The sequence below is a fragment of the Enterococcus sp. GC34 genome (assembly GCF_040886645.1).
Taxonomy (GTDB): domain Bacteria; phylum Bacillota; class Bacilli; order Lactobacillales; family Enterococcaceae; genus Enterococcus; species Enterococcus faecalis.
In genome coordinates this window covers 193,322-216,741 of the sequence record NZ_JBFOEF010000006.1, presented here as the reverse complement: position 1 = coordinate 216,741, position 23,420 = coordinate 193,322, and the positions used below count along the sequence as shown (strand labels likewise).

Genomic DNA, 23,420 nt, shown 5'->3' with positions numbered 1-23,420 from the left:
TGTCCATTGTCGCACGCTTTCTTTTATTATTTTTGTTCTGTATAACCTTGTGACTCCACCAATTCTTGGCTTTTCTTCATGCTAATTCCCTTAGAAGAATCTCCATCAATCTGGATACCATCTACTTTTTTGGCTTTATCATAATCAAGTTTTTCATAATTAATCGTCAATTTTTCGATGGCTTGTTTGTCCTCATAGGTCAGTTTGTAATTAAGCCCTTTGATGTCCTCATATTGTTTAGAAACGGGTTCCAACGCTGTTTTTGCCTCTTCTTTTGTAATCCCCAATTTGTCATAAGAAACAATGTTTTTAGCCGTTTGCGTTAAGACTTTATCTCCTTGGTACGTATAGGTTAAGGTGGAATCAATCCCATCTTGTGGCGAACCTACAAAGGTTTTTGTCTCTATTTTTGAACCGCAACTTGCAAGAAAGAATACCCCAATAAAAATTAAAAATACACGTAAAAACTTTTTCATTTCTAGATAACCTCCTTTAGCTGTTTATTCTTGACTGTAACATAACACGGCAAATAATTACTGTTAAGTAGAAAGCTTGTGAGAAGTCCAGCAAATAAAACTAAATAAAAAAACTTGCCTCTTCATTTTTATGAGAAGAGGCAAGTTTTTTTATTTAGTAATATCACTTAAATCTGGTTGTGAGTGAGCCAACCGACTGGCAGCCGCAGCCGCAATTGCGCCCACGATATCATCCAAGAATGTGTGGACATGTTCGCCATCATGCGCATTTAACTCTTTTAAAATTCCTGGTTTTACCTTGTCGATATACCCATAGTTCGTAAAACCGATAGATCCATAAACATTTACAATGGAGAGCGCCATAATTTCATCAATGCCATAAAGCCCTTCATCTTCCGTTAAAATTTCTTGTAACGGTGAGAGTAGCTTGTTTTCTTCTGCCAGAATATCCAGTTGGACACCTGTAATGATCGCGTTGTGTACTTCACGCTTTGTTAACACGGCATCAACACTTTCTAAACAAGTATCTAATGTTAAATTGTCAATATAATCTTTTTGTAAAAATAACACAAGTTCAGCTAAATCATTCATTGTTACGCCACGTTCTTGCAATAAACGACGTGCGCTATTTTCTAACGTATCTCCTTGGATTACCATTTTTTGTCCTCCTAATTTCTGCTTTAGTTGAAGTTCTTCTTTCATGGTACCAAAAAGAACGATAAAGGGGAATTAGAATCTATTTTGGTAGAGAATAATTTAGTTGAAGTGTTATTTTTAGTTAAAAATTACTAAGCGTTCGGTTGTAACGATGCCATCACTTGTTTTAATTGTGTCACTGATTTTTGGAAGAGTTCTTTTTCAGAAGCATTTAGATTCAATTCAATAATGTCAGTCACGCCTTGATTGCCAACGACAGCAGGAATCCCTGTAAATACATCTTGTTGTCCATATTGCCCATCTAAGTAAGCTGAGACAGGTAAAATAGCTTGTTCATTATTTAAAATGGCTTTAACAATGCGTGCAGTACTCATACCAATCCCATAATAGGTCGCTTGTTTGCGATCGATAATTTCATAAGCTGTATTTTTCACTTTATCAGAAATGATTGGTAAATCGTCACTAGTTAAGCGCTCTGTCGTATCCACAATTTCTAAAATAGGTTTTGTTCCAATCATGGTATGAGACCAGACAGCCACTTCAGAATCCCCGTGTTCGCCAATAATATAGCCGTGAACATTGCGTGGATCAATCGCTAAACGTTGAGACAGTTCTTTGCGGAAACGAGTTGTGTCCAAAGTTGTACCAGTTCCAATTACTCTTGAAACAGGTAAACCAGAAGCTTGCCAAGCCACATAAGTCAGTACATCGACAGGATTTGAGGCAATCACTAAAATTCCATCAAAACCAGATTTCATGATATTGTTAACAATTGTTTTCATAATTTCTGCATTGATTGAAACCAAATCTAGACGACTTTGCCCAGGTTTTTGATTAGCGCCAGCTGTAATCACGACGATATCGGCATCTTGGCAGTCTTGATAGTCGCCAGCCCAGACGTTTACATTTTCTTGACCCCAAGACACACCATCTAATAAGTCAATTGCTTCGCCTTCAGATTTGGCTTTGTCAATATCAACTAAGATTAATTCATTCGCAATCCCTTGGTTGATCATGGAATAGGCAATACTTGTGCCAACAAAACCAGTACCAATAATTGCGACTTTTTTGTTAAATACTTTCATCGTTCATCTCTTCTTTCTGTAATATTTCTTTCTTAGTGAATTATATCACGAACTTTTTAGGTGTGGTTATACCAATCTGTAATAGTCTTTATTAACAATTTAAATAAGGGAAGCGTGCTTTTTTTGTTATGATAAGAGTAGGAAAATAGAGGAGATAAGGAGGCAAAATGACAACGACAACAGTGTATTATGCAAGCAATAATGAAAAACAGCCGAACTGTTTTCAACTAGTTATCGGTAGCTGTAGCTATGAACTTCCAAAAATAGAAATCTACGAAATCCTGGAATGTGTCGCTTCAGCATATGGCTATCAAAAAGAACCATTCATTGAAGAACAAACAGAATGTTTTGTTAAAGGCAACCGTTGTATACATGTTTCCCAACAAGCGACGACGTTGACTTTTGTTGTGAATGATCTGCGTTTAGTAATGGAAAAACAATGCCGGAATCACGAAGAAGTCTTTCAAGAAGTCAATCATATTTTATTGAATATTTTTGAGGAGACCCCTTGTGTTTTTCTCGAAAAGTAGGAAAGAAGGATTAAGATGAAACAGGTGAAAATAACAACTACCTCAGACTTGATTAATGGCGGCTGCAATGCCTGTCCGAATGTGAAGTGTACGAATTATCTTGTTCATGTAGAAGATGAAACAATTGCGTTAGAAACGCTAACCGTTGCAGATTTAGTAACTTTATTAGCACTCAAAGAAGGGTTTCGTCAAAAATTAGTTATGGAAATGTTCGAAGAATATACGGTGTTTGAAAGGGAAACTCATCAAGTTGTATTCAAGGAAGAGGAAACGAGAATTCTTTTTCAATCAAAAAAACAGACCATTCAAAGCACTCTTTTGTCTAAAGAGCCACAACAAGTGTTCCAAGAAACCCAGCAAATTTTACACCAACTATTTGAGTTAGAACCTTTTGAATTTGAATTGGTAGAGGAAACTGATGAATAAAAAACAGGAAAACGATTTAGCGAAAGCTAAGTCGTTCTCCTGTTTTTTAGGTTTGTCGTTCACGAATTTTTTCAACGATTCGGTTATAAACTTCAGAGAAGGAAGTATTGGCATGGTGATCGGTCTGGACAATGAAAATTTTTCGAGAAGCAAAGGACTGATCAATTGGTTGCCAAGGGATCTCATCGGAAATAGATAATCGAGAAACAATTGATTGCCCAATGTTATTTTTTAGCAATTGTAACAGGACTTCGTTGTTGTTTAATTCGATAATTGGTAAGTTGATGCTGTGTTCGTTGAGATAAAGCTCATTGAAAAAACGTAAGCCAGAGTTCTTTTCTCTTAAGAGCCAAAATTTTGAAGCGGCATCTCCTGCTAGAACTAGTTGGTCTTCATAAACAATTTCTTTGTGTAGATTTTTGGTTTCAATGGGTTTTTCAATTAGCCCAATGTGGGCATGATTATTTTGAACCATATCCACGACTTCGTTTGAATTCATCAGTTGAATCGAAAAGTTGATGAGTGGAAAAGCGGTAACCAAACTCTCCATAATATCTGGCAGTAAATAAATAGCAACTGTATTTGAAGAGGCTATAATGCAGTCTTCTTTAAAGTTCTCTTTTTCTGCAGCTTGCGCAAAAGAAGTGGTTAAGCTTTCAATAATCGAGAGCATTTTTGGATATAAAAAATCAGCTTCTTTGGTAGGAATAACCGATTGTTTTCCATTACGATAGAACAGCTTGATCGAAAAGTGTTGCTCTAATTTCTTGATTTGCAAAGAAACAGTTGGCTGAGAAATATACAATTGTTTGGCCGCCGCACTAAAATTTTTGGTTTCATACACAGCAATAAATGTTTTGATCCATTCGAACATAAAATCGCCTCTTTCTATTTACTATCTTAATAGTTGGTATTGCAAATATTTATTTTACAAATATAAATATTTCATTTAGTATAATAACATACTTTTGATTAATATCAATAATAATAAATAAAGACGGAGTGTGACTACATAATGGTAGAAAGTGCGAAAAAATTCTTGCGGAAAGTCCCGATTCCCATTTGCGGACTAATTTTAGGGATGGTTTCTTTGGGGAATTTACTTTATTCCTTGGGATATGCAACAATTGGGACCATTTATTGTGTACTTGGCAGTCTCTTAATGATTTTAGTTATTTTAAAAATTATTTTTACAATGAAACATGCATTAAGCACCTTAGATGATCCAATTATTGCTTCGGTATCACCAACATTTACAATGGCTTTAATGGTTATCTGTGTTTTCTTAGATCGGATATTTACCAATGCTGCTTGGATTAACGTGTTGTGGATTGGCGCAGTGATTTTACATTTTATTTTAATGATTTATTTTGTAGCGGTGCATATTTTTCCAACAAAAATCGAACTGGAACATATTTATCCAAGCTGGTTTATTACGTTTGTCGGCATTGGCGTTATTCCTAATACTTCTCAATTGTTTATCAATGAGTTGGGAAAAATTGTTTTTTGGGTAGCGTTGTTCTTTTATTTACTCTTGTTACCAATTTTAATCAAGAGAATTACGAAGTCGAAAGAAATGCCTGAATCGACCATTCCTTTATTGACGATTATGACAGCGCCAGGTTCGTTATGTTTAGCTGGCTATATTTCAATGGGTGGTCATTTGTATATGCCATTAGTTGTTTTCTTGCTAATTTTATCTCAATGTATTTATGGGATTGTAGTAGTGAATCTATATAAAATTATGCAAGTGACATTCTATCCAAGTTATGCTGCCTTTACATTCCCATTAGTGATTTCTGCGACAGCATTAGTCAAAGTTAAACCTTTATTTGCAGAAAAGGTAGGTCTAACGAGTCTGTTAAATATTTTGTCTACTTTTGAACTGTTATTAGCTGTGGCTATTGTAAGTTATGTGTTCATTCGATATTGCATTTTTTTATTCCAAAGAGAAAATAACACGAAAAAAGTGGAATTAAATTAAAAAAAAGAGAGGAAGCAAAGAGGTGAAGAAACTATTAATTACTGGAGGAGCTGGCTTTATTGGTTCTAATTTGGCTAATTTTTATAGTCAACAGTATCAAGTTTTTGTGATTGATGATTTGTCCATGGGGCGAGTGTCAAATTTGCAACAAACTGAGCAGTTGGTTTTTATTAAAGGAAGTGTGACGGATCAGCGATTATTGGACGAAGTACTTTCAAAGCATTCGTTTGAGTATATCTTTCATCTTGCGGCCGTGGCAAGCGTGGCAAGTTCTGTGGCACAGCCTCTAGAGACCCACGAGGTCAATTTTTTAAGTGTATTGAAAATACTGGAATCAATAAAAAAATATCAAAAAAAGCTCAAACGTTTTGTTTTTGCTTCGTCAGCAGCCGTTTACGGTGCAGAGCCAACGTTGCCTAAAAGAGAAACTTCGGTGATTTGCCCTTTGAGTCCCTATGCTATTGATAAGTTTGCTGCTGAACGTTATGTTCTCAATGAATACCATTTACATGGGGTACCTACAAGCGCAGTTCGCTTCTTTAACGTCTATGGTCCCAATCAAAATCCTGCTTCACCCTATTCTGGTGTCCTGTCCATTTTGATGGATCGTTATATCCAATTAGAGCAAGGGCAAGCGAGCCAATTTCAAATATTTGGAGATGGTCAGCAAACACGTGACTTTATCTACATTGATGATGTCCTAACTGCATTAAATTTAGTAGCAACCAAAAGTGAAGCGTTGGGACATGTTTATAATGTGGGTACCGAAGTTGCCATTTCCCTTAATCAATTAATTGAAGAAATGAACCAATTAGTGGGACTTTCTTTGCCAGTTTCTTATCAAAAGGAACGAGATGGCGATATAAAATATTCTCTTTCAGATAGTTCTGCTTTGAAAGGCTTAGGTTTTTCGCCCGTTTATTCAATTCGAGAAGGACTTCAAAAATATCTTAAGTTTACCCATAATACCCAAAATAGATAAAAAAAGAGCCTGGGACAAAAATCACTTTGGATTTTTGTCCCAGGCTTAAAAATTGATAAACGGCGGGAACAGAAGCAACTCCTTCGGAAATAAGCCGAAATTCTCCAAAAATTATAGAACAATTTTCGGAAATTCCTTCTTATTTCTCGGAGTTAAACACTTCTGTCCCGACCTCTTTTTTGTGCAAATGTTTCGCCCCAATGGCAAAGTGAAGAGAGGGCATCGTAAAGAGCATATCCTTCCGGAGTGAGCGTATATTCCACACGCGGGGGCAGTTCGTTAAAGGATTTTCGATGGACTAGGCCATCTTTTTCCATTTCTCTCAAGCGATCTGTCAGGACACGCTGAGTGATTCCGTCGAGCGCACGCATTAATTCACCGTTGCGCTTGGTTCCTTGGAATAATTCATCCATTAATGATAATTTCCATTTGCCATTAATGGTGGAAAGGGCTAAGTTGATACTGGTTTGTTTATCAGTTGTCATAGTTTCTCCTTGTGACACGTAATGGTTACTTTTTTCTTCCTAGGTGAATAAAAAGTGCGTACTTTTTTTCTCCATCATAGTGAGTAATAATAACTATGTCAAGTAAGGCAAGAGGAAGGAAGAAGAAATATGATGTATCAAGATGTTGTTCGCAGCCGCCGCTCAGTTCGGGATTTTATGCCAGATGTTGAGATTCCTAAAGAGGAATTAATGGCTATAATTGAGGAAGCGATGTTCGCGCCAAATAGTACCAATTTAAATTCATGGCGTTTTTTAATTGTCACAGAAAAAGAACAAAAAGAGGCCCTTTACGAAGTTTCGATGCAACAACCAGCAGTTAAAGGGGCAGCGGCGGTGATTATTTTATTAGGCGATTTGACTGCTTATACAGTGGCCAATGCAGATGAAATCAGTGCTAAAGCTGTCGCACAAGGAACGATGACGGAAGAAATTCGTCAAGGAATTAATGAAAATGTTTCTTGGTACTATGATGTTAGCGAAGAACAAAAAAGAGAGTGGCTAATGTTAGACCAAGGCTTAGTTGCGATGCAGCTGATGCTTTCTGCAAAAGATCGAGGCTATGATACTGTGGCGATGTCTGGTTTTGAAACAGAAGCGGTTCGCAAGTTATTTAATATTGAGGATCATTTAGTGAACGGACTGATTATTCCGATTGGCAAAGCTCAAACACCCGGCTTTGAAACAGTCCGACGAGATGTTTCAGAAGTAGTAACTTGGTTAGACTAAAAAGCTAAACAGTTCTGTAATTGCTGTTTATTAGATTTTGAGCGTGGAACAAACATCCAAAGTGATTGTTGTCCCACGTTCGTTTTTTTGTTGATCATCCGCTTTTGAGAATGGCCAGAGAAGACGTTTAGTGAACCAATTTTGAAAGAAAGTGATACACTAGAAGAAAAAGAAGTGGGGCGACCTTATGCGTTATGTCATAATGCAGTCACGAGATATTCGTGAAAATTTAGCAACGGAAGATTATCTATTAAACACTCTCTCTTTTGAAGAGCCCTTAGTGTTGTTCTATATTCAGGAACCCTGTGTTATTTTAGGCCGAAATCAAAATGCTTATGAAGAAATTGACTTAGCTTATGCTAGAGAGAAGGGAATCGTTATTACTCGCCGTTTATCGGGCGGTGGTGCTGTTTATGATGATCTTGGGAATGTCAGCTTTAGTTTTGTTGTTCAGGAAGGACATCAAGCTTTTGGGGATTTTAAAGCGTTCACTAAACCAATTATTGAAGCATTACATAAAATGGGCGCAACGGGGGCCGAGATTAGCGGTCGCAATGATTTATTAATTGATGGGAAAAAATTTTCTGGCAATGCCATGTATACAAAAAAGGGGAAGATGTATACTCATGGTACCTTGATGTATGATGTTGATTTGGCAGAAGTTCAACGTGTTTTAACTGTTTCTAAGAAAAAAATTGAATCAAAAGGGACAAAATCTGTTCGGGGACGCGTAACCAATTTACGGCCGTACTTAGACGAAAAATATCAACAATTAACCATTGAGGAATTTCGCAATCGTTTACTGATGGAGCTCTTTGATGTCGAATCTTTAACTGAAATTGCGGAGAAAGAATATGTCCTAACCAAAGCAGATCAACAGGAAATTAGGAAATTGGTCGCTGAAGTGTATGGCAATGAAGCTTGGATTTTTGGTGAAGCGCCTAAATTTACGATCAAAAAAGAAGAAAAGTTTAAAGGCGGCATCGTGGATGCACGTTTGACTGTTGAAAAAGGTAAAATAATTGAGTTAACGATTTATGGTGATTACTTTGCCAAAAAAGAAACAGCGGAAATCGTTGCAGCTTTATTAGGTGTGGACTATCAGTATTCATCAATTTGGCAAGCATTAGCAGCGTTTAACTTTGAAGACTACTTTGTAAATATCACCAAAGAAGAATTTGTTCATTTATTGGTGGATTAATAAACGTGCTGGGACAAAAGTTAAAGAATCTTTTGTCCCAGCACGTTTATTTAATGATGGTTGGCTCTTGCTAGAAAAATTTTCCATGAACGTCCCAATTGCCAGTATCTTTGGCTTTTTTCAATGTTTGCATTCGACGGAAGCCAACAGGATGATCGGATAAGAAGTTACTCAATTTAAGCCAGATGGTATCATCATGTAAATCAATACTGTGAAAGTATTCTTCTAAATCCACACGACTGCCCATGTATTTTCCTGAAAATAAATAAATCATGCTTAAAGCACCTTCTTCTGCGTAGTATAAACCTGCGCGATCAGCGGTATATTCTTGCGTTCTTGTAAAACTTTTATCTAACGCAACTGGTTTCAAAATAATGGATAACATTAGTCGCCATAAATTAGTGTGCCCACATTTATGGTGTCCTAGCTCGTGTGCCAAAATAAAGCGAATCAGCGAAAAATCGCCTGTATTGTACGCGATATCCAACAAATCACTGTGAATGACAACATAGCGTCTGTGTAAAGAGCATTTTGCCGCAAAAGCGTTTAAGACACCATTCCCGTTGATTAAATAAAGACGTGGCATCCTTAATTTTTTAGTGCCAAAGCCCATTTCTTTTGCCAAATCAATATACAAAGAATAAATTTCTGGTAACTGACTTTCTGTAATTTCCACTCCGTTAGAAGCAGTATCCATGTACATATAACGAATGGTAAAAAAAGCAATGACTGGCGCAATTGGTGCAATTAAGACAATTAACAACCAGTCAGGAATCGGCAAATCACTCAATATCAATAAGGCAACTAACCCCAATGCGAAAAACAATAAAACAAAACCAATAATAATCATTGGTACTTCAAAACGATAACGTAACTTAGCAACAGAAATTTCTTTCTTTTTTCCTGCGGTTGACACATAAACATTCCTCCCCAAACATTTCCCAAACACTTTTTCAAATAAAATGACTTATCTGTTACTTCTAATATACCATTGGTTAATCGATAATGACAATGGTGGGAACTTGAATAAAGGTAATTATATCAAGTGATTAATGAAAGGGACTCGTTGTACGCAGGGAATTGGTCTATCTTGATTAAATAAAATTTTAATAATCTAACTGTTTTAGACGTAATAAAGTAGTTTCTGGAGTTAATTTTTTAATAACATACAAACGCAAAATCGCATGTTCAATTTTTTGTTCTTCTGGCGATAGCTCCGAATTTATATAGGATAACTTCTCGATTAAATAGGTTAAAAATGAGCCAGCGCCTTGGCTGCCCACTAAAAAGCCCATTTCTTCCGTTTCGGTTAATTGTTGTTTTTTTAAGTGGTATATTTCTTGTGCAAGTGCCCCCGAGATAATGATTTCATCTGTTTGCTTGTTCAAATTTGTTAGTAAGTCGCTTTTTGTTGCTACTGTAACAGTTTCCATTGCACTCATCCTTTGCTTTTATATGATACATCTAGTATAACATGGTCTCACTTTTTTTTATTTTTCCTCTTGCTCTGGTACGCGTTTCATAAGGTAAGCTATGTGTATCAAAATATTGGAGGGCATGAAAATGAATGTTATAGTGGAGATAAGCGATAGACTTGGTATGGATTACTATTTTGTCTCGGTGACTACGACGGCCAAAAGTCTGCAGTTAGATAGTCCCAAAAAATACTATAAGATTTGGCATCAAGAAATTCCGTACCATCAGATAACGGAGTGGCACTTGACACAGCAGGAGGATATTCAGGAAATTTCTTTTGCTTGGCAGGAGACCTTTTATCGTTTTGTTGATTACGGGACAGGGATTGTGCCTTATTTAACTCAATTTTGTAAAGTAATGAGGTGAAAGTATGACAACAATTCGAGAAATTGCGCGCCTTTCAGGATCTTCAGTTACGACTGTTTCGCGTGTGATTAATCATCATCCTTATGTTTCTGAGGAAAAGCGACTGAAAATCCAAGCAATTATCGATGAGTTGGGTTATAAGCCCAATATATTAGCGAGAAATCTTAGCTTTGGGAAAAGTAACACATTAGGTGTCATGGTTCCTTATACGAATCAACCTTATTTTGATGCTATTTTAAGTGGCATTATCCACCAAGCATTTCAGCAAGGGATGATGGTCAGTTTATTACCAACGGATTATGATAAAGAAGTTGAAAAAAGTTACTTGGAAAAAATGGCTACGGGTGCGTTTGATGGCATGATTGTTTTGTCAAAGGCAAATCCTTTAAGTGTGTTTGCTCCGTATAAAGAGCAAGTTGTTTTTTGTGAAAAAATAGAAGACCCTAGTTATGCTAGTATCTATATCGATCGTTTAACCGTTTATCGGCGGGTCTTTCAAGCGTTGAAACAACAAGGATGTAGTGAAGTGGCAATTACGATTAACCGTGCACCAGAAAAAAGTACAAGCGCACGCTATTTAGTTGACGCATATCAGGAAATTTATGGAGTGATTCCTGAAAATCGGTTATTTAAGGACTGTTTAACCTATGAAGATGGGTGTGAAGTAGGACGACACTGTGGGCAAGATCCAACGCTCCAAGCGGTTGTGACCAACGGTGATGAAATTGCTGCAGGGATTCAAGCCGTTATTGAAAGACCACTCTTTTTAGTGGGACAGGAGCAAACTTTATTAAGTGAAATTTTAAATTTTTCAACAATCTGTCATCCATTAATGGAGTTAGGGGAAAAAGCCACACACTTATTTCAAGAAAAACGGCCGAAAACGATTCAATTGACTTCTACATTTATTAATCGACAACCAGATTTCTCTTTTTCTTAGAAAAAAGCTGGTTGTTTTTTCTTTGGTAGAATAAGGTTTTTCACTAAAAAATAAAAAAACTTACAAAAAGTAAGACAAAAAGCTTTACTTACTTTTAGTAAGGTAGTATAGTAAGCATGTAAACAAAATTAAATGAATTTACTGAGGAAATTCGAAAGGATGAACATATTATGTCAAAATTTACTGAAATGATGAAAAACCGTCGTTCAATCTATGCTTTAGGAGAAAACTTACCAATTTCAAAAGAAGAAGTAACTGCTTTAGTAAAAGAAGTTGTTAGAGAAAGTCCAACAGCTTTTAACTCTCAAACACAACGCGTTGTGTTCTTATTCGGCGATGCTCACAAAAAATTATGGGCAATGACTGAAGATGCCTTAAAACCATTAACTCCAGCAGAAGCATTTCCAAACACACAAGCTAAATTACAAGGTTTTGCAGCTGGTGCGGGCACAATTTTATTCTTTGAAGATACAGATATCGTGAAAAACTTACAAGATAGCTTCCCATTATATGCGGATAACTTCCCTGTTTGGTCTGAACAAGCAACTGGTTTAACACAAGCGAACGTTTGGACTGCCTTAGCGCAAGAAAATATCGGCGCAAACTTACAACACTACAACCCAGTCATTGACGAAGCGGTTGCTGCAGAATGGTCAATTCCTGCAAACTGGAATTTACGTGCACAAATGGTTATTGGTTCCATTGAAGCGCCAGCTGGCGAAAAAGAATACATGGAAGATAGTGCTCGTTTTAAAGAATTCAACTAAATCATTGCTTTAGTAAAACGAAGAGGAGAGGAGTGAAAGCAAATGGTTCAAGCATTACCAAGTAATATTGGGATTCAACAAGTCACTTTGAAAGTGGTTGATTTAGATAAAATGGTAAACTTTTATACGAAAACAATTGGCTTAAAACTTTTAAAACAAGGAGAGGGACGTGCTTGGCTAGCGCCACAAGGCACCAACGATGCAATTCTTGTCTTAAAAGAACTAACAGCTGGGGAAGAAAATCAGGGTACCACTGGCTTGTACCATATTGCTTTCCTACTACCAACCCGCAAAGATTTAGGCAATATGTTGCTGTGGCTTTTGCAGGAAAATGTGCAAATTGGCGCAGCAGATCATGGCTATAGTGAAGCCCTTTACTTAAGTGATCCAGAAAATAATGGCATCGAAATTTATTGGGATAAACCAGAAGAAGTCTGGGATATTCGTCCAAATGGTGAAATTATCGGTGTGACAGAAGAATTAGACGGTGATAGTTTAGCTGCAGAAGCTGACGGTCACTGGCTAGGAATTTCCGAAGGTTCTAAAATTGGGCACATTCATTTGAAAGTGGCCGATTTAGATGCCACTGAAACGTTCTATAAAAACTTAGGGTTTGGCTTAAAGTCTAACTTTGGTCAACAAGCGAAGTTTTTTGCAGCGGGTCAGTATCATCATCATATTGGGACAAATACATGGAGCGGCAAACAGCTGCCAACGATTCAAGAAAATCAATTTGGCTTAGAAAATTACACCTTCCGTTTACCAACTGCGGCAGATTTAGAGATCGTCCAAGCCAATGCGGAAGAAGCAAAGTTACATTTTATTGCCAAAGATCATTTGCTTGCGTTAGAAGATCCTAGCGGCATGATTATTCAATTTACCTATTAAAACCACTCTCAAACTAGCCCTTCGTTAGAAAATGAAGGACTAGTTTTTTTTGTCTTTTTTTGCATTATTTTGCATTTGTTTGCAAAACAATGCAAAAGGTGCTATCTTTACTTAGAAGAGGTGAGGAAGCATGTTGATTGAAGAACGTTTAGCCAAGATTCAAAAAATAGTGAATGAACAAAAAAGTATTTCCATGGAAGCGTTAGCGGAGCAAGTCTCCGTTTCAAAAGATACTATTCGACGAGATTTAATTCGTTTAGAAAAGGAAGGACATTTAAAGAGAACGCATGGTGGCGCTATCTCAGTGCAGTCTGAAGCAACTATTTACGATTATGCTCAACGAATAATGAAGCATCCAGAGAAAAAACAAGCGATTGCCCAAAAAGTTTGGGCAAATATTCCCAAACAAGCGTCCATTTTTTTTGATTCATCAACCACGGTGGAAGCAGCTATTCGAGCGATGGAAAATAGTCCGATTCACGCGATCACGAACTCTCTCAGTCATGCGCTACTTCTAGCGCAAATGGATCAAACAAAAATTACAGTATTACCTGGGCAACTGCATAAACAACAACTCTTTTTGTTTGGGGCAGAAACAGTCGCTAAGGTTGGGGAATTTGCCCCCGACTATACATTATTAGGTGTGTTTGCGTTATCTGAACAAGGATTATTTATTCACACAGAAGAAGAAGGTCAAGTCAAACGGCGAATGATTCAACAAGGCAAACAAGTCATTGCCTTAGCAGACCAAACGAAATTAAACAAAACGGGTTTATTTAAAATTTGCGAATTAACAGAAATTGATTGTTTAGTGACAGATACACAACCTGATGAAAAATTCTGTGAGCAGTTAGCACAAGCAGGCGTAACGTTGATTGTCGCAGATGAATAATGGAGGATAATAATGAAGCGAAAAATTAATTATACACATATTGCTGAACCTACTGTTTTTGAGAATGTTTTTCCAACGTATTTGACGAATGAAACGATGATGGCGCGTAAGCAGAAAGTATTACAACGAATGGAAACAGAAAAATTCGATCAATTGGTCTTCTATGCAGACAAAGAGCATGGCAGTAATTTTGAATACTTAACTGGCTTTATTCCAAGGTTTGAAGAAGGACTTCTTGTGTTAAATAAGGATGGTATGGCGACACTTATTTTAGGTAATGAAAATTTAAAACTGTGCCAACATGCACGCATCTCAGCTGATTTAATTCATTATCCAGCTTTTTCACTACCTAATCAACCAATGGCTGGGGAACAAAAGTTGTCGCAGATTTTTGAAACGCTTCTCGATGAAACTGCTCAAAAAATAGGTATCGTTGGTTGGAAAATGTTTACAACACAACAGCAAGAACCTGCTACTATGTTTGATGTGCCACATTTTATTGTCGAAGCACTGAAAAAAGCGCTGCCGAAAGAAGCTCGTTTACTAAATGGGACCCACTTATTGATTGGAGCAAAGGGGGCCCGCACAACAAATAATGCCAACGAATTGGCGCACTATGAATATGGGGCGAATTTGGCTTCTCGCAGTATGTTAAAGGCCTTAAATGCAATTGAAATAGGACAGCGTGAAACGGACATTGGGGCTTTGTTAAATGATGAAGGTCAAACGCCGACGGTAGTAACCATTGCGGCAACTGGTCAACGTTTTGAATATGCAAACATGTATCCGACTGCCAAAGAAATTCAGTTAGGTGATGCCTTATCATTAACTACAGGCTACAAAGGCGGCTTGTCTAGCCGAACAGGTTTTGTTATTGAAAACGAGCAGCAATTGCCAGAAGCGCAACGTGATTATTTAGAGCGCGTAGCAAAACCCTATTTTCAAGCTGTCGTTCACTGGCTTGAAACCATTCGAATCGGACTGTTAGGGCGAGAAATGTACCAAGCGATTGAAGAACAGTTACCAAAAGAAATCTATCACTGGCATTTGAATCCTGGGCATTTAGTTTCGGATGATGAATGGATGTCGTCGCCTATTTATCCAGATTCAGCCATTCGCTTGGAAAGTGGCATGCTCTTTCAAGTGGATATTATTCCTTCTGTACCTGGTTATACAGGGGTGAGTGCAGAAGAATGTGTGGCTTTGGCTGATGAAACATTGCAAAAAGAGATTCAGCAAACTTATCCAGACATGTGGCAACGGATTGCGACACGCAAAGCCTATTTAAAGGAGACATTAAAGATTGATTTACCATCGGAGGTTTTACCAATGTCTAATTTAGTTGGTTACTTACGGCCTTTTTATCTAGCTAAAGACAAAGCTTTGTGTGTAGAAAAACCAGCTCCTAAATGAGTAGGCTCCTTTTTTGAGTTTCTTTTGGGCCTTATTTATAATCAATATAGCAAAGGAAGAACACCAGAAGAGAGGCGTGATGGTAAATGCACTATCCTGAACATCTGAAACAAGCAGTTTTAGCTAAAGCAAAAGACTTACCATTAGAAGGTTTTGTGGAAGGCCAAGGACCGAAACAGCCAAAAGTGATGCTGATTGGGGAAGCCCCTGGAAAAGAAGAAATTAAAGAAAACGTACCATTTATAGGGCGTTCAGGTCAATTGTTGATGGAACAATTACAACAAGTTGGCTTAAGTCGTGAAACGGTGTATATTACCAGTGCGGTTAGGAGTCGACCTTTTTCTGTAAAAACGAAGCAGATTGCAAAAACGGGAGAAAGAGTAACCAAATTTCCTAATCGAACGCCAACCAAAGAAGAAATCAAAATTTTTGCGCCTTTGCTTGATTGGGAAATCGCTGTTTGCCAACCTGAACTAATTTTGACACTGGGGAATATTGGGTTGCAACGACTTTTAGGACCAAAGCCAACAATCACTGCAGTGCACGGAACGGTCATTCAGTCGCCCATTCAAACATTTGATGAGCAATCCCAAAACTATCATTGGACGCAGAAAACCTATCAAATCATTCCACTCTTCCATCCAGCGGCTGTCTTTTATAATTATCGTTTAAAAGAAGTCGTAAAAGAAGATTGGCAAGTGGTTCAAAAACAACTGCAACTGCTTAAGAAAGTTTAAAATGAGAAAAATAGAAGGATGGTTGTTTTTTCGAAGAGAGAATGCTACCCTAGAAGTATCAATAAATAGACAGATTATTTAATCGCTGGGTTGAATAATTGAAGGATTCTGATTTTTGCGTAAGCCTTGAAGCAAAAAGAATGAGTCCTTTTTTTGTTAGAAGGAGATTTGGGTATGGAGCAAACACAGCAAAACCATTTTACTGCGTTGTTTTATAAAAATGTTCTGTTAGGAATTTTAAGTATGGCGGCGCAATCAATTTTTATTTTGGCGGACACATTTTTCATTGCAAATGGGATCGGCACCGAGGCGTTGGCGGGGCTTAACATTGTCTTACCACTCGTTAATATTATTAATGGATTAGGTTGGATGTTTGGCGTTGGCGGCGCTACGTTGTTTTCGACCACGGTTGCGCAAAAAGAAATCAAAAAAGCCAATCAGTATTTTAGTTTAACGATTGGGTTAGTTTTCGTTATAGGGAGTCTCTTTACTTTAGTGAGCTTGATTTTTTCCGATCAAATTATTCGGGGACTTCAGGGGACCGGTGTCTTGTTTGGTTTGGCAAAGGAATATTATATGATTTACCTTAGCTGTTCATTATTATTTATTTTAAACAATTGCCTGATTACTTTTTTAAGAAATGACCATAATCCTCGTTTGGCAACGATTGCTTTTGTCAGTGGGGGAATTGTCAATATTATTTTGGATTATGTCTTTATTTATCAATTTGGGTGGGGCATGGCAGGTGCAGCCATTGCAACGGTGATGTCACCGTTAACAAGCTTAATCCTGATTACGTTGCATAAGTGGTCGCCGCAACGAGTTTTGCGTTTTGAAAAGTTTAAAGTGAAATTTCAGGATGTTCGAGAAATTATGTCGATTGGTTTTTCCTCCTTTTTAAATGAATTTTCTTCGGCATTTGTCATGTTTTTATTTAATATTGTTTTGTTAAACTTAGTTGGTCATGTGGCGATTTCAGCTTATGCGATTGTTGCCAACCTCAATATTATTGTGATTGCCATTTTTACAGGGATTGGGCAAGGGGCGCAACCATTACTCAGCCGATACTATGGTTTAGGGGAAACGAAGGTGTTGCGTAAATTTGTTAAACTTAGCTTTATTACGTACTTGGTCGCCGGCTTCCTGTTCTTTTTAATCAGTCAAGTGTTTACGGGACAAATTATTGAGGTCTTTAATAGCGAAGGGAACGACCAGTTGGCGCAAATTGCTAGGACAGCCATCCGCTTATATGCGATTTCCTTCTTGTTTACAGGATTGAATTTTATGGGGATTTATTACTTTTCGGCAGTTCGTAAACCGAAAATGGCGCTAATGATTTCCTCTTTGCGTGGGTTCTTTTTAATTGTGCCAGTTTTATTTATTTTGGTGAAATTACTAGGATTAACCGGTGTTTGGTTAGCTATGCCCGTAGTTGAATTTGTTACGTTTGGACTAATGCTTGTGGGCTATCTTGCGTATCGAAACTATTTGAAAAAAAGAGAAGCAGTAACCTGATGTTGGTTACTGCTTCTCTTTTGCTTAGTTTACATAGTTTTCAGTTAAAGTCATGAATTGTTCCACATCTTTTAGGACTTGATCAATGCCGGCTTGCCAGAAATCAGGTTTTGTTAAGTCAACATTTAAATGTTTTTTCGCTAATTCTTCGCTTGTCATCGAAGCAGTGTCTCTTAATAACGCAATGTATTGGTCTTCAAAAGAGCTGCCTTGTTGATTGGCATACGCATAGATACCCATGCTGAATAGATAGCCAAAAGTATATGGGAAATTATAGAAAGGCACATCATCAATAAAGAAGTGCAATTTGCTCGCCCAGAAATGAGGATGATAACTGCCAAGACTATCTTTGTAGCTTTCTTTTTGCGCCGCTAACATTAATTCAGTAATATCTTCTTCCGCTACTAAACCTTTTTGGCGCGCTTGATAAAAATTATTTTCAAAGATAAAACGCGCATGAATGTTCATAAACATAGCAATGGCATTTTGCATTTTTGTGTCTAAAAGGTTAATCTTTTCAACGTCTGATTTGGCCTCTTTTAAGGTGGCATCAGCAACAATCAATTCTGCAAAGGTACTAGCTGTTTCTGCTACGTTCATGGCATACTCTCGATTCAATGAAGGTAAATCCCACATCACGCTACTATGGAAAGCGTGACCTAATTCATGGGCTAAAGTAGCTACTTCGTTGATTGAATTGCCAAAGGTCATGAAAATCCGTGACTCTTGTGTTTCAGGTAATTCTGTACAATAACCCCCAGGACGTTTGCCTGGACGATCTTCAGCTTCAATCCAACTTTTTTCAAAAGCCATTTGGGCAAAATCGGCCATTTTCGGACTGAATTTACGGAAATTTTCTAAAATAAAGGCAGCGGCTTGATCAAAGGAATACGTTTTTTCTTCTAAATCACCTAAAATAATTGGTGCATCTTGGTCTTGCCAATCCATTTTTTCTTTACCGAATAATTGCGCTTTGCGCGTTAGAAAGTCGACGAATGGTTGTTTATTTTTTTGGATGGTTTCCCACATAACCGTTAATGTTTCTTGACTCATTCGATTATAGTTTAAGGGATTTTCTAAATAATCTGTAGTGCCATGCAATTTGTAATCAGATAAACGGAACCCATCTAAGTGATTTAGGGTGTCTGCTAAAATTGAAGCTTTGCCACTCCAAGCTTTCTCCCAGGCTGTAAACAAACGTTGACGAACCTCTTTGTCAGGATCTCCCATCATGCGGTTAAAGGCTTGGCCTGCAGATAGTTCTGTCACAGAGCCATCTTTTTCTTCAAAAGGAATCACGATGGAAGCAACAATCGTATCGTAATGTGTACTCCAAGCATTTAACCCATCTAGAGAAAGCGTATTGATGATATTTTCTTCTTGTTCGGAAAGCAGTTTCTTTCCATCACGGCGTAATTCATTTAAGCGAAAAGCCATTGTTTTAAACGGTTCTTCGGCTAACAGGGCTTGCCAATGTTCTGCTGAAATATCGGTGATTTTTTTAGTAAAAATGGTTTCAGCTAATTGAATCGCTGGCAACAGATTGTATAAATCGCCTGATAAAATTTTGGCCTTGGTATCATTAGTATTAGCAGAAATTAAAGCAGTTAAAAAACTATTACATTGTGAAAAGCCATTTGAGATTTTCCCTTGTAACGTTAAGATTTCAGCAAATTGTTCTTTGCCTTGGGCACTTTCTGGTGTCCATTCTGTGATTAATTGATGGTACTCTTTTGTTTGTTCGGTTAATTGAGTCATTCGTTGGCTAAGTTCTTTGGACTCGCTCCCATTGGGGAAAATACTGTCTAAATCCCATGTAATAGAATAGGTCATATCCAATCCTTCTTTCATTTTTTTCTTTTCAGTATATCATAAGACCTAAGAGAAGTTGTTTCTTTTTCCCTCGAAACCGACTATAATAAAAAAGAATTTTCCGTGGCAGGCACGGGGCAACTTGAAACCAAGAAAAGAGGATTATATGAAAAATTATTTGAAAGATAGCAATTTATATTTAGTCATTGCGTTTGTTATTATGGCCATTTTATTTTTCAGTTCATCACAGACATATGAACAGCAATCACAAGTTGGTCTTTTAGATAAACTTCTGAGCAGTCATCCTTTTGAAGAACAATTAAAAAATATTTCTTTTCAATATGCGGGCAGTGAAGTGAGCATTCAAGCTAGTGGTTATAGTAAATTTGTTGAATTTTTTATTCGTAAGGGAGCCCATTTTGGTACGTATTTTCTATTAGGTGGTAGTTGGTTCATTGGATTAGTGCCAAGAATCAAAGGCCTGTTTTTAACAGCTGTTGTTTCCTGGCTAGCTGCTACTGGCTATGCAGGTTTAGATGAATTTCATCAAATGATCACAGGCGGAAGGACCCCTCTTTTTCAAGATGTTATGTTGGATGCCATGGGTGCTTTGACAGCCATCGTTATTTGTTTGGTGGTTCATGGTTTGAAGAAAAATAAAAAAAGAAGACGCTAATTTAGAAGAGCTTCGTTTATTCGTCAGAAAGGTGGATAAGCGAGGGTCTTTTTTTGGTAGCGCTTGTTCCTAACTGAAAAGAAGAGTAGAATAAAGGAGAATAGTAACGAAAAGTCAGGAGGAATCAAGGATGTCAGGACACAGCAAATGGAGCAACATTCAAGGGCGTAAAAATGCGCAAGATGCCAAACGTGGGAAAATTTTCCAAAAAGTTTCAAGGGAAATCTATATGGCGGCAAAAGCAGGTGGCCCTGACCCCGCAATGAATCCTGCTTTACGTTTAGCAGTCGATAAAGCTAAGTCAGCCAATATGCCCAATGATAATATTGCTCGCGCCATAAAAAAAGCCAGTAGTGCTGGTGAAGGGGAACATTATGACGAGGTAACTTATGAAGGATACGGGCCAGGTGGCGTGGCAGTTTTAGTTCATGCACTAACAGATAACCGCAACCGAACGGCCACCAATGTTCGCGTCGCGTTTACTCGAAATGGTGGCTCTTTAGGTGAAACGGGTTCGGTTAATTATATGTTTGATCGTAAAGGCTATATTGTCATTAAGCGAGAAGATCATGCAATTGAGGAAGACGACATGCTAGAAGTCGTTTTGGAAGCAGGCGGCGAGGATTTAGAAACATCACCTGAAGTATTTGAAATTTACACAGCACCAGAAGATTTTACAGCGGTTCGCGATGCTTTAGAACAAGCAGGTTATTCATTAGCACAAGCTGAATTAACAATGGTTCCGCAAACCTTACTAACCTTGAACGATGAACAAAAAGCGCAATTAGAGCGCTTGGTTGACAAGTTAGAAGACGATGATGATGTGTCAGAAGTATTTACCTCTGCAGAAAATCTATAAAATAAAGGGATGCTTGGCGTCCTTTTATTCATAAAATGAAAGCGAATACAGAATGGAGGGCATTTTGAAAAAGAGAATTTGTTTACAAGCAATCAGGGAAGAAGCGGAAGCCTATTATCGTAACGGTGATTTTTATTGCTCGGAAGCGATTGTGGCGACCATTCGGCAACACTTCGATGCGGAGATTCCCATTGAAGCTGTGGCCATGGCTTCTGGGTTTCCTGTAGGTGTTGGAGGAGCGAAGTGTATTTGTGGTGCTCTTTCAGGCGGGGTTATGTGTCTGGGCTACTTTTTTGGTCGGACAGAAGCCAAAGGAGAACAAGTAAATAAAACGATGGCTTTAGCCAACGAATTGCATCAAAGTTTTCGACAAAAGCATCGAGTGGTTTGCTGCAGTATTTTGACAAGTAAAATGATGATGGGTTCACCTGAGCATATGGAACAATGCATTGGCTTTACTGGGGAAATCGCTGAAACAACCGCAAAAATTATTGCACGAGAACTTGCTTACGAATTAGTCTAGTAAAAAATGAGAGAGGAGCAACCAGATTCGGTGAATGAATCTGGTTGCTCCTCTCTCATCTAATGCGTAATCAATTAACCAAGCACTTTTTCATAAGCTTCCACTTGAGATAAGACACGTTGGAGCTGTAATTCATTTTCAATATAGTTGATTGAATTACCTAAATCTTCTTGGCGGTTTGTTTCTAAACGATCGACTTCTTTTTTTGCTTCGTTCAATAAGTGTAGAACTTCTTCCTTAGATAACATGTACTCACCTCCTTGCGCAGTTCATCTACTATTAGTGTACTCCTTTTTTTCAAAAAAGGGCAATAATAGGATATTAAAAAACAAAAATAGCGGTTCTAACCGCTATTTTTGTTTACTCATGGCGTTGTTGTGCTAAAATCGCTTCGATTCGTTCTCTTTGATCTGCCAAAAAGTGAGGCAAATAAAGGGGGATTTCATCAAAGTTTGAACTTTGATTTTTATAGGCTTCGGCATCTAGCAGGCCTTTTTGTGTGGCTACTTCAAATAACAAGTGGTTCGGTTCTCTAAAATACAATGATTTGAAAAATTCGCGGTCTTTAACTCCTGAGTTTGTAAAATTCTTTTCCTCTAACAGGCTATCAACTTGCGTTAATTCTTGCGTATCTTCCACCCCAAAGGCGACGTGATGAACGCCACCAATTCCTTCAATGGCAAGCGGATTGGTTCGGTCATCAATGATATGAACCTCTTGATAAAACTGTGGATGATGATTTTCCAGAACGGTTACTTCATGTGCAGTTTCAAAAAAAGGTACTGTTTCTTTTTCATGCCAATGTAAATAATCCACTAAAGGTTGTTTGGTAGCTGCGGCATATTGGACGCGTAATTGAATTGCATCAATGCCTAAAATTGCATGTTCTACTGGAATTTCAGCATGCTCAGCTGGAAAATAATCTTCCGCATTTTCAAATTCACGTAACGGAACAAGCGCCATTTGTGTATTATCGGGCGCTTCAAAACGCAAAATTGGGTGTTGGTTAAATGTTTCCACACCATAGTGGCAGATACCCGCTTGCTCAAGACGTTCTGACCAAAAATCCAAAGAGGCGCGCGTTGGTACTTTTAAAATAGTTCGTTCAATTGTATTTGTCCCAAATGATTGATCTTGGCCATCATTCAATTCAAAAAAAGTTAATTCGGTACCTGTTCGTTGCTCATTATCTGAGAAAAATAAGTGATACATGGTGTGGTCATCTTGGTTGATCGTTTTCATTAGTAATTTTAATCCCAGTGTATTATGATAGAAGTCAAATGTAGGCTTTATCAATCGATTTAAAATAGAGATGTGATGAATTTGTGCATACATAGTAAAATTCCTTTCTTGGAGGTTTATTAAATGAAACAATTTTTTCAAAAAGGTTCGAAACCTAATCAATTAGTTGTCGCTTTCCATGGTACTGGTGGCAATGAATATCAATTATTAACGACCATCGCAACCCTTTATCCAGAAGCGAGTGTTCTAAGTTACTTAGGGACAGAAGGTGTAGGCGAACAGCGACGCTTTTTTGCGCCATTAGTCAATGGAGCCTTACCTCGTGCTAACTTTGATGAGCGAGTGACTGCGTTTCTAGAAGAAGTTTGGCAACCGCAAAACTTATACGATGAAGTTATTTTTATAGGGTACTCTAACGGTGCCAATTTTATTTTAGGCCTGTTAGAAAAGAACCCGACTATTGCTAACACTGTTATTTTACTGCATCCAAGCAATTTAGGCTATCAATATGTATCTGGTGAGTTTGCGACAAAAGTGATTGTCACAACAGGGGCTCAGGATGAGTTGAGTATTCCGGGACAAGTTCTTTCTTTAGCTAATCAATTAAAGAAACATTTTCCAGTCGACTTTTTACTAGTGGATGGCGGTCATGGGTTATCGGAAGAAGAAGTAACGAAAATAAAAGAAGTTCTTTAAAAAACAAGCTGCAACCTTTGTTGATAAGTGGTTGCAGCTTGTTTT

At 37.7% G+C, this 23,420-nt stretch carries 28 protein-coding genes; 18 read left to right on the top strand and 10 right to left on the bottom strand.

Annotated elements, in window-relative coordinates:
• Positions 1–26: 26 nt before the first annotated feature.
• From AB3I72_RS08130 to AB3I72_RS08120, 3 genes are all read right to left on the bottom strand, one after another.
• Entirely contained in the window at positions 27–476 is a 450-nt protein-coding gene (locus AB3I72_RS08130; RefSeq protein ID WP_002382937.1) for a YehR family lipoprotein, read from the bottom strand.
• Positions 477–626: 150 nt separating this feature from the next.
• Entirely contained in the window at positions 627–1,133 is a 507-nt protein-coding gene (locus AB3I72_RS08125; protein ID WP_002355457.1) for a phosphatidylglycerophosphatase A, read from the bottom strand.
• 131 nt (positions 1,134–1,264) lie between these two features.
• Positions 1,265–2,218 (bottom strand): L-lactate dehydrogenase, encoded by a 954-nt coding sequence (locus AB3I72_RS08120; RefSeq protein WP_002355458.1) that lies wholly within the window; start codon positions 2,216–2,218, stop codon positions 1,265–1,267.
• A 167-nt stretch (positions 2,219–2,385) separates the two neighbouring features.
• Here AB3I72_RS08120 and AB3I72_RS08115 point away from each other — a divergent pair, with 167 nt between their 5' ends.
• A complete protein-coding gene (locus AB3I72_RS08115) occupies positions 2,386–2,748 on the top strand; it encodes a DUF4809 family protein (protein WP_002361220.1) in 363 nt (120 codons plus the stop codon).
• A gap of 15 nt (positions 2,749–2,763) precedes the next feature.
• Positions 2,764–3,174, top strand: a complete 411-nt coding sequence (locus tag AB3I72_RS08110) for a DUF4809 family protein (protein ID WP_010828524.1) — start codon at positions 2,764–2,766, stop codon at positions 3,172–3,174.
• Between the two features lie 46 nt (positions 3,175–3,220).
• On the opposite strand, the gene AB3I72_RS08105 is transcribed toward AB3I72_RS08110, so the two are convergent.
• Positions 3,221–4,048, bottom strand: coding sequence for a LysR family transcriptional regulator (locus tag AB3I72_RS08105; RefSeq protein WP_002358639.1), 828 nt, complete (start codon positions 4,046–4,048; stop codon positions 3,221–3,223).
• Between the two features lie 141 nt (positions 4,049–4,189).
• On the opposite strand from AB3I72_RS08105, the gene AB3I72_RS08100 reads away from it, so the two are divergent.
• Together AB3I72_RS08100 and AB3I72_RS08095 are read left to right on the top strand one after the other, a co-directional pair.
• Positions 4,190–5,158: a TDT family transporter gene (locus AB3I72_RS08100; protein ID WP_002355462.1), complete on the top strand. Its 969-nt coding sequence runs from the start codon at positions 4,190–4,192 to the stop codon at positions 5,156–5,158.
• Between the two features lie 22 nt (positions 5,159–5,180).
• Positions 5,181–6,140: a GDP-mannose 4,6-dehydratase gene (locus AB3I72_RS08095; RefSeq protein WP_061100663.1), complete on the top strand. Its 960-nt coding sequence runs from the start codon at positions 5,181–5,183 to the stop codon at positions 6,138–6,140.
• A 152-nt stretch (positions 6,141–6,292) separates the two neighbouring features.
• Here the strand turns inward: AB3I72_RS08095 and AB3I72_RS08090 are convergent, their stop codons facing one another.
• Complete coding sequence (locus tag AB3I72_RS08090; protein WP_368023803.1) at positions 6,293–6,643, bottom strand: winged helix-turn-helix transcriptional regulator; 351 nt, start codon at positions 6,641–6,643, stop codon at positions 6,293–6,295.
• 111 nt (positions 6,644–6,754) lie between these two features.
• Here AB3I72_RS08090 and AB3I72_RS08085 point away from each other — a divergent pair, with 111 nt between their 5' ends.
• Together AB3I72_RS08085 and AB3I72_RS08080 are read left to right on the top strand one after the other, a co-directional pair.
• Positions 6,755–7,372: a nitroreductase family protein gene (locus AB3I72_RS08085; protein ID WP_002355466.1), complete on the top strand. Its 618-nt coding sequence runs from the start codon at positions 6,755–6,757 to the stop codon at positions 7,370–7,372.
• A gap of 187 nt (positions 7,373–7,559) precedes the next feature.
• Positions 7,560–8,573: a lipoate--protein ligase gene (locus AB3I72_RS08080; protein WP_002389569.1), complete on the top strand. Its 1,014-nt coding sequence runs from the start codon at positions 7,560–7,562 to the stop codon at positions 8,571–8,573.
• Positions 8,574–8,643: 70 nt separating this feature from the next.
• Here the strand turns inward: AB3I72_RS08080 and AB3I72_RS08075 are convergent, their stop codons facing one another.
• Both AB3I72_RS08075 and AB3I72_RS08070 read right to left on the bottom strand, forming a co-directional pair.
• Positions 8,644–9,489 carry a M48 family metallopeptidase gene (locus AB3I72_RS08075; RefSeq protein WP_368023802.1) on the bottom strand — a complete coding sequence of 282 codons (846 nt, stop codon included), beginning with the start codon at positions 9,487–9,489 and terminating at the stop codon, positions 8,644–8,646.
• A gap of 190 nt (positions 9,490–9,679) precedes the next feature.
• Complete coding sequence (locus tag AB3I72_RS08070; RefSeq protein WP_002355470.1) at positions 9,680–10,015, bottom strand: hypothetical protein; 336 nt, start codon at positions 10,013–10,015, stop codon at positions 9,680–9,682.
• Between the two features lie 115 nt (positions 10,016–10,130).
• Here AB3I72_RS08070 and AB3I72_RS08065 point away from each other — a divergent pair, with 115 nt between their 5' ends.
• From AB3I72_RS08065 to AB3I72_RS08030, 8 genes are all read left to right on the top strand, one after another.
• The gene (locus AB3I72_RS08065) at positions 10,131–10,415 is read left to right on the top strand and encodes a hypothetical protein (RefSeq protein ID WP_002382953.1); all 285 of its coding nucleotides are present in this window, start codon (positions 10,131–10,133) and stop codon (positions 10,413–10,415) included.
• A gap of 4 nt (positions 10,416–10,419) precedes the next feature.
• A complete protein-coding gene (locus AB3I72_RS08060; RefSeq protein ID WP_002355472.1) occupies positions 10,420–11,355 on the top strand; it encodes a LacI family DNA-binding transcriptional regulator in 936 nt (311 codons plus the stop codon).
• Positions 11,356–11,525: 170 nt separating this feature from the next.
• A complete protein-coding gene (locus tag AB3I72_RS08055; protein ID WP_002355475.1) occupies positions 11,526–12,122 on the top strand; it encodes a nitroreductase family protein in 597 nt (198 codons plus the stop codon).
• Positions 12,123–12,164: 42 nt separating this feature from the next.
• Positions 12,165–13,010, top strand: a complete 846-nt coding sequence (locus tag AB3I72_RS08050; RefSeq protein WP_368023801.1) for a VOC family protein — start codon at positions 12,165–12,167, stop codon at positions 13,008–13,010.
• Positions 13,011–13,140: 130 nt separating this feature from the next.
• Entirely contained in the window at positions 13,141–13,902 is a 762-nt protein-coding gene (locus AB3I72_RS08045) for a DeoR/GlpR family DNA-binding transcription regulator (protein ID WP_002397519.1), read from the top strand.
• Positions 13,903–13,914: 12 nt separating this feature from the next.
• On the top strand, positions 13,915–15,315 hold the full coding sequence (locus AB3I72_RS08040; RefSeq protein ID WP_033594552.1) for a Xaa-Pro peptidase family protein: 1,401 nt from the start codon (positions 13,915–13,917) through the stop codon (positions 15,313–15,315).
• 86 nt (positions 15,316–15,401) lie between these two features.
• Positions 15,402–16,052, top strand: a complete 651-nt coding sequence (locus AB3I72_RS08035; RefSeq protein WP_061100659.1) for a uracil-DNA glycosylase — start codon at positions 15,402–15,404, stop codon at positions 16,050–16,052.
• 174 nt (positions 16,053–16,226) lie between these two features.
• A complete protein-coding gene (locus tag AB3I72_RS08030) occupies positions 16,227–17,567 on the top strand; it encodes an MATE family efflux transporter (RefSeq protein WP_002366141.1) in 1,341 nt (446 codons plus the stop codon).
• Positions 17,568–17,591: 24 nt separating this feature from the next.
• Here AB3I72_RS08030 and AB3I72_RS08025 read toward each other — a convergent pair whose 3' ends face one another.
• Positions 17,592–19,418: a M3 family oligoendopeptidase gene (locus tag AB3I72_RS08025; protein ID WP_368023800.1), complete on the bottom strand. Its 1,827-nt coding sequence runs from the start codon at positions 19,416–19,418 to the stop codon at positions 17,592–17,594.
• Positions 19,419–19,545: 127 nt separating this feature from the next.
• Here AB3I72_RS08025 and AB3I72_RS08020 point away from each other — a divergent pair, with 127 nt between their 5' ends.
• From AB3I72_RS08020 to AB3I72_RS08010, 3 genes are all read left to right on the top strand, one after another.
• Positions 19,546–20,055, top strand: coding sequence for a VanZ family protein (locus tag AB3I72_RS08020; protein ID WP_002366143.1), 510 nt, complete (start codon positions 19,546–19,548; stop codon positions 20,053–20,055).
• Positions 20,056–20,185: 130 nt separating this feature from the next.
• Positions 20,186–20,914 carry a YebC/PmpR family DNA-binding transcriptional regulator gene (locus tag AB3I72_RS08015; RefSeq protein ID WP_002361233.1) on the top strand — a complete coding sequence of 243 codons (729 nt, stop codon included), beginning with the start codon at positions 20,186–20,188 and terminating at the stop codon, positions 20,912–20,914.
• Between the two features lie 52 nt (positions 20,915–20,966).
• A complete protein-coding gene (locus tag AB3I72_RS08010) occupies positions 20,967–21,437 on the top strand; it encodes a C-GCAxxG-C-C family protein (protein ID WP_002382959.1) in 471 nt (156 codons plus the stop codon).
• Between the two features lie 74 nt (positions 21,438–21,511).
• On the opposite strand, the gene AB3I72_RS08005 is transcribed toward AB3I72_RS08010, so the two are convergent.
• A complete protein-coding gene (locus AB3I72_RS08005) occupies positions 21,512–21,685 on the bottom strand; it encodes a hypothetical protein (protein WP_002355495.1) in 174 nt (57 codons plus the stop codon).
• Positions 21,686–21,797: 112 nt separating this feature from the next.
• Entirely contained in the window at positions 21,798–22,772 is a 975-nt protein-coding gene (locus tag AB3I72_RS08000; RefSeq protein WP_368023799.1) for a ring-cleaving dioxygenase, read from the bottom strand.
• A 30-nt stretch (positions 22,773–22,802) separates the two neighbouring features.
• Between AB3I72_RS08000 and AB3I72_RS07995 the strand changes: the two genes are divergently transcribed.
• Positions 22,803–23,375 (top strand): alpha/beta hydrolase, encoded by a 573-nt coding sequence (locus AB3I72_RS07995; protein WP_061100657.1) that lies wholly within the window; start codon positions 22,803–22,805, stop codon positions 23,373–23,375.
• Positions 23,376–23,420: the final 45 nt, after the last annotated feature.

What these genes read in the sequence shown, in the direction of transcription:
- AB3I72_RS08130 (WP_002382937.1), bottom strand. Translation starts at nt 476, where the DNA reads ATGAAAAAGTTTTTACGTGTATTTTTAATTTTTATTGGGGTATTCTTT.
- AB3I72_RS08125 (WP_002355457.1), bottom strand. Translation starts at nt 1,133, where the DNA reads ATGGTAATCCAAGGAGATACGTTAGAAAATAGCGCACGTCGTTTATTG.
- AB3I72_RS08120 (WP_002355458.1), bottom strand. Translation starts at nt 2,218, where the DNA reads ATGAAAGTATTTAACAAAAAAGTCGCAATTATTGGTACTGGTTTTGTT.
- AB3I72_RS08115 (WP_002361220.1), top strand. Translation starts at nt 2,386, where the DNA reads ATGACAACGACAACAGTGTATTATGCAAGCAATAATGAAAAACAGCCG.
- AB3I72_RS08110 (WP_010828524.1), top strand. Translation starts at nt 2,764, where the DNA reads ATGAAACAGGTGAAAATAACAACTACCTCAGACTTGATTAATGGCGGC.
- AB3I72_RS08105 (WP_002358639.1), bottom strand. Translation starts at nt 4,048, where the DNA reads ATGTTCGAATGGATCAAAACATTTATTGCTGTGTATGAAACCAAAAAT.
- AB3I72_RS08100 (WP_002355462.1), top strand. Translation starts at nt 4,190, where the DNA reads ATGGTAGAAAGTGCGAAAAAATTCTTGCGGAAAGTCCCGATTCCCATT.
- AB3I72_RS08085 (WP_002355466.1), top strand. Translation starts at nt 6,755, where the DNA reads ATGATGTATCAAGATGTTGTTCGCAGCCGCCGCTCAGTTCGGGATTTT.
- AB3I72_RS08080 (WP_002389569.1), top strand. Translation starts at nt 7,560, where the DNA reads ATGCGTTATGTCATAATGCAGTCACGAGATATTCGTGAAAATTTAGCA.
- AB3I72_RS08070 (WP_002355470.1), bottom strand. Translation starts at nt 10,015, where the DNA reads ATGAGTGCAATGGAAACTGTTACAGTAGCAACAAAAAGCGACTTACTA.
- AB3I72_RS08065 (WP_002382953.1), top strand. Translation starts at nt 10,131, where the DNA reads ATGAAAATGAATGTTATAGTGGAGATAAGCGATAGACTTGGTATGGAT.
- AB3I72_RS08060 (WP_002355472.1), top strand. Translation starts at nt 10,420, where the DNA reads ATGACAACAATTCGAGAAATTGCGCGCCTTTCAGGATCTTCAGTTACG.
- AB3I72_RS08055 (WP_002355475.1), top strand. Translation starts at nt 11,526, where the DNA reads ATGTCAAAATTTACTGAAATGATGAAAAACCGTCGTTCAATCTATGCT.
- AB3I72_RS08050 (WP_368023801.1), top strand. Translation starts at nt 12,165, where the DNA reads ATGGTTCAAGCATTACCAAGTAATATTGGGATTCAACAAGTCACTTTG.
- AB3I72_RS08045 (WP_002397519.1), top strand. Translation starts at nt 13,141, where the DNA reads ATGTTGATTGAAGAACGTTTAGCCAAGATTCAAAAAATAGTGAATGAA.
- AB3I72_RS08040 (WP_033594552.1), top strand. Translation starts at nt 13,915, where the DNA reads ATGAAGCGAAAAATTAATTATACACATATTGCTGAACCTACTGTTTTT.
- AB3I72_RS08035 (WP_061100659.1), top strand. Translation starts at nt 15,402, where the DNA reads ATGCACTATCCTGAACATCTGAAACAAGCAGTTTTAGCTAAAGCAAAA.
- AB3I72_RS08030 (WP_002366141.1), top strand. Translation starts at nt 16,227, where the DNA reads ATGGAGCAAACACAGCAAAACCATTTTACTGCGTTGTTTTATAAAAAT.
- AB3I72_RS08025 (WP_368023800.1), bottom strand. Translation starts at nt 19,418, where the DNA reads ATGAAAGAAGGATTGGATATGACCTATTCTATTACATGGGATTTAGAC.
- AB3I72_RS08020 (WP_002366143.1), top strand. Translation starts at nt 19,546, where the DNA reads ATGAAAAATTATTTGAAAGATAGCAATTTATATTTAGTCATTGCGTTT.
- AB3I72_RS08015 (WP_002361233.1), top strand. Translation starts at nt 20,186, where the DNA reads ATGTCAGGACACAGCAAATGGAGCAACATTCAAGGGCGTAAAAATGCG.
- AB3I72_RS08010 (WP_002382959.1), top strand. Translation starts at nt 20,967, where the DNA reads ATGGAGGGCATTTTGAAAAAGAGAATTTGTTTACAAGCAATCAGGGAA.
- AB3I72_RS08005 (WP_002355495.1), bottom strand. Translation starts at nt 21,685, where the DNA reads ATGTTATCTAAGGAAGAAGTTCTACACTTATTGAACGAAGCAAAAAAA.
- AB3I72_RS08000 (WP_368023799.1), bottom strand. Translation starts at nt 22,772, where the DNA reads ATGTATGCACAAATTCATCACATCTCTATTTTAAATCGATTGATAAAG.
- AB3I72_RS07995 (WP_061100657.1), top strand. Translation starts at nt 22,803, where the DNA reads ATGAAACAATTTTTTCAAAAAGGTTCGAAACCTAATCAATTAGTTGTC.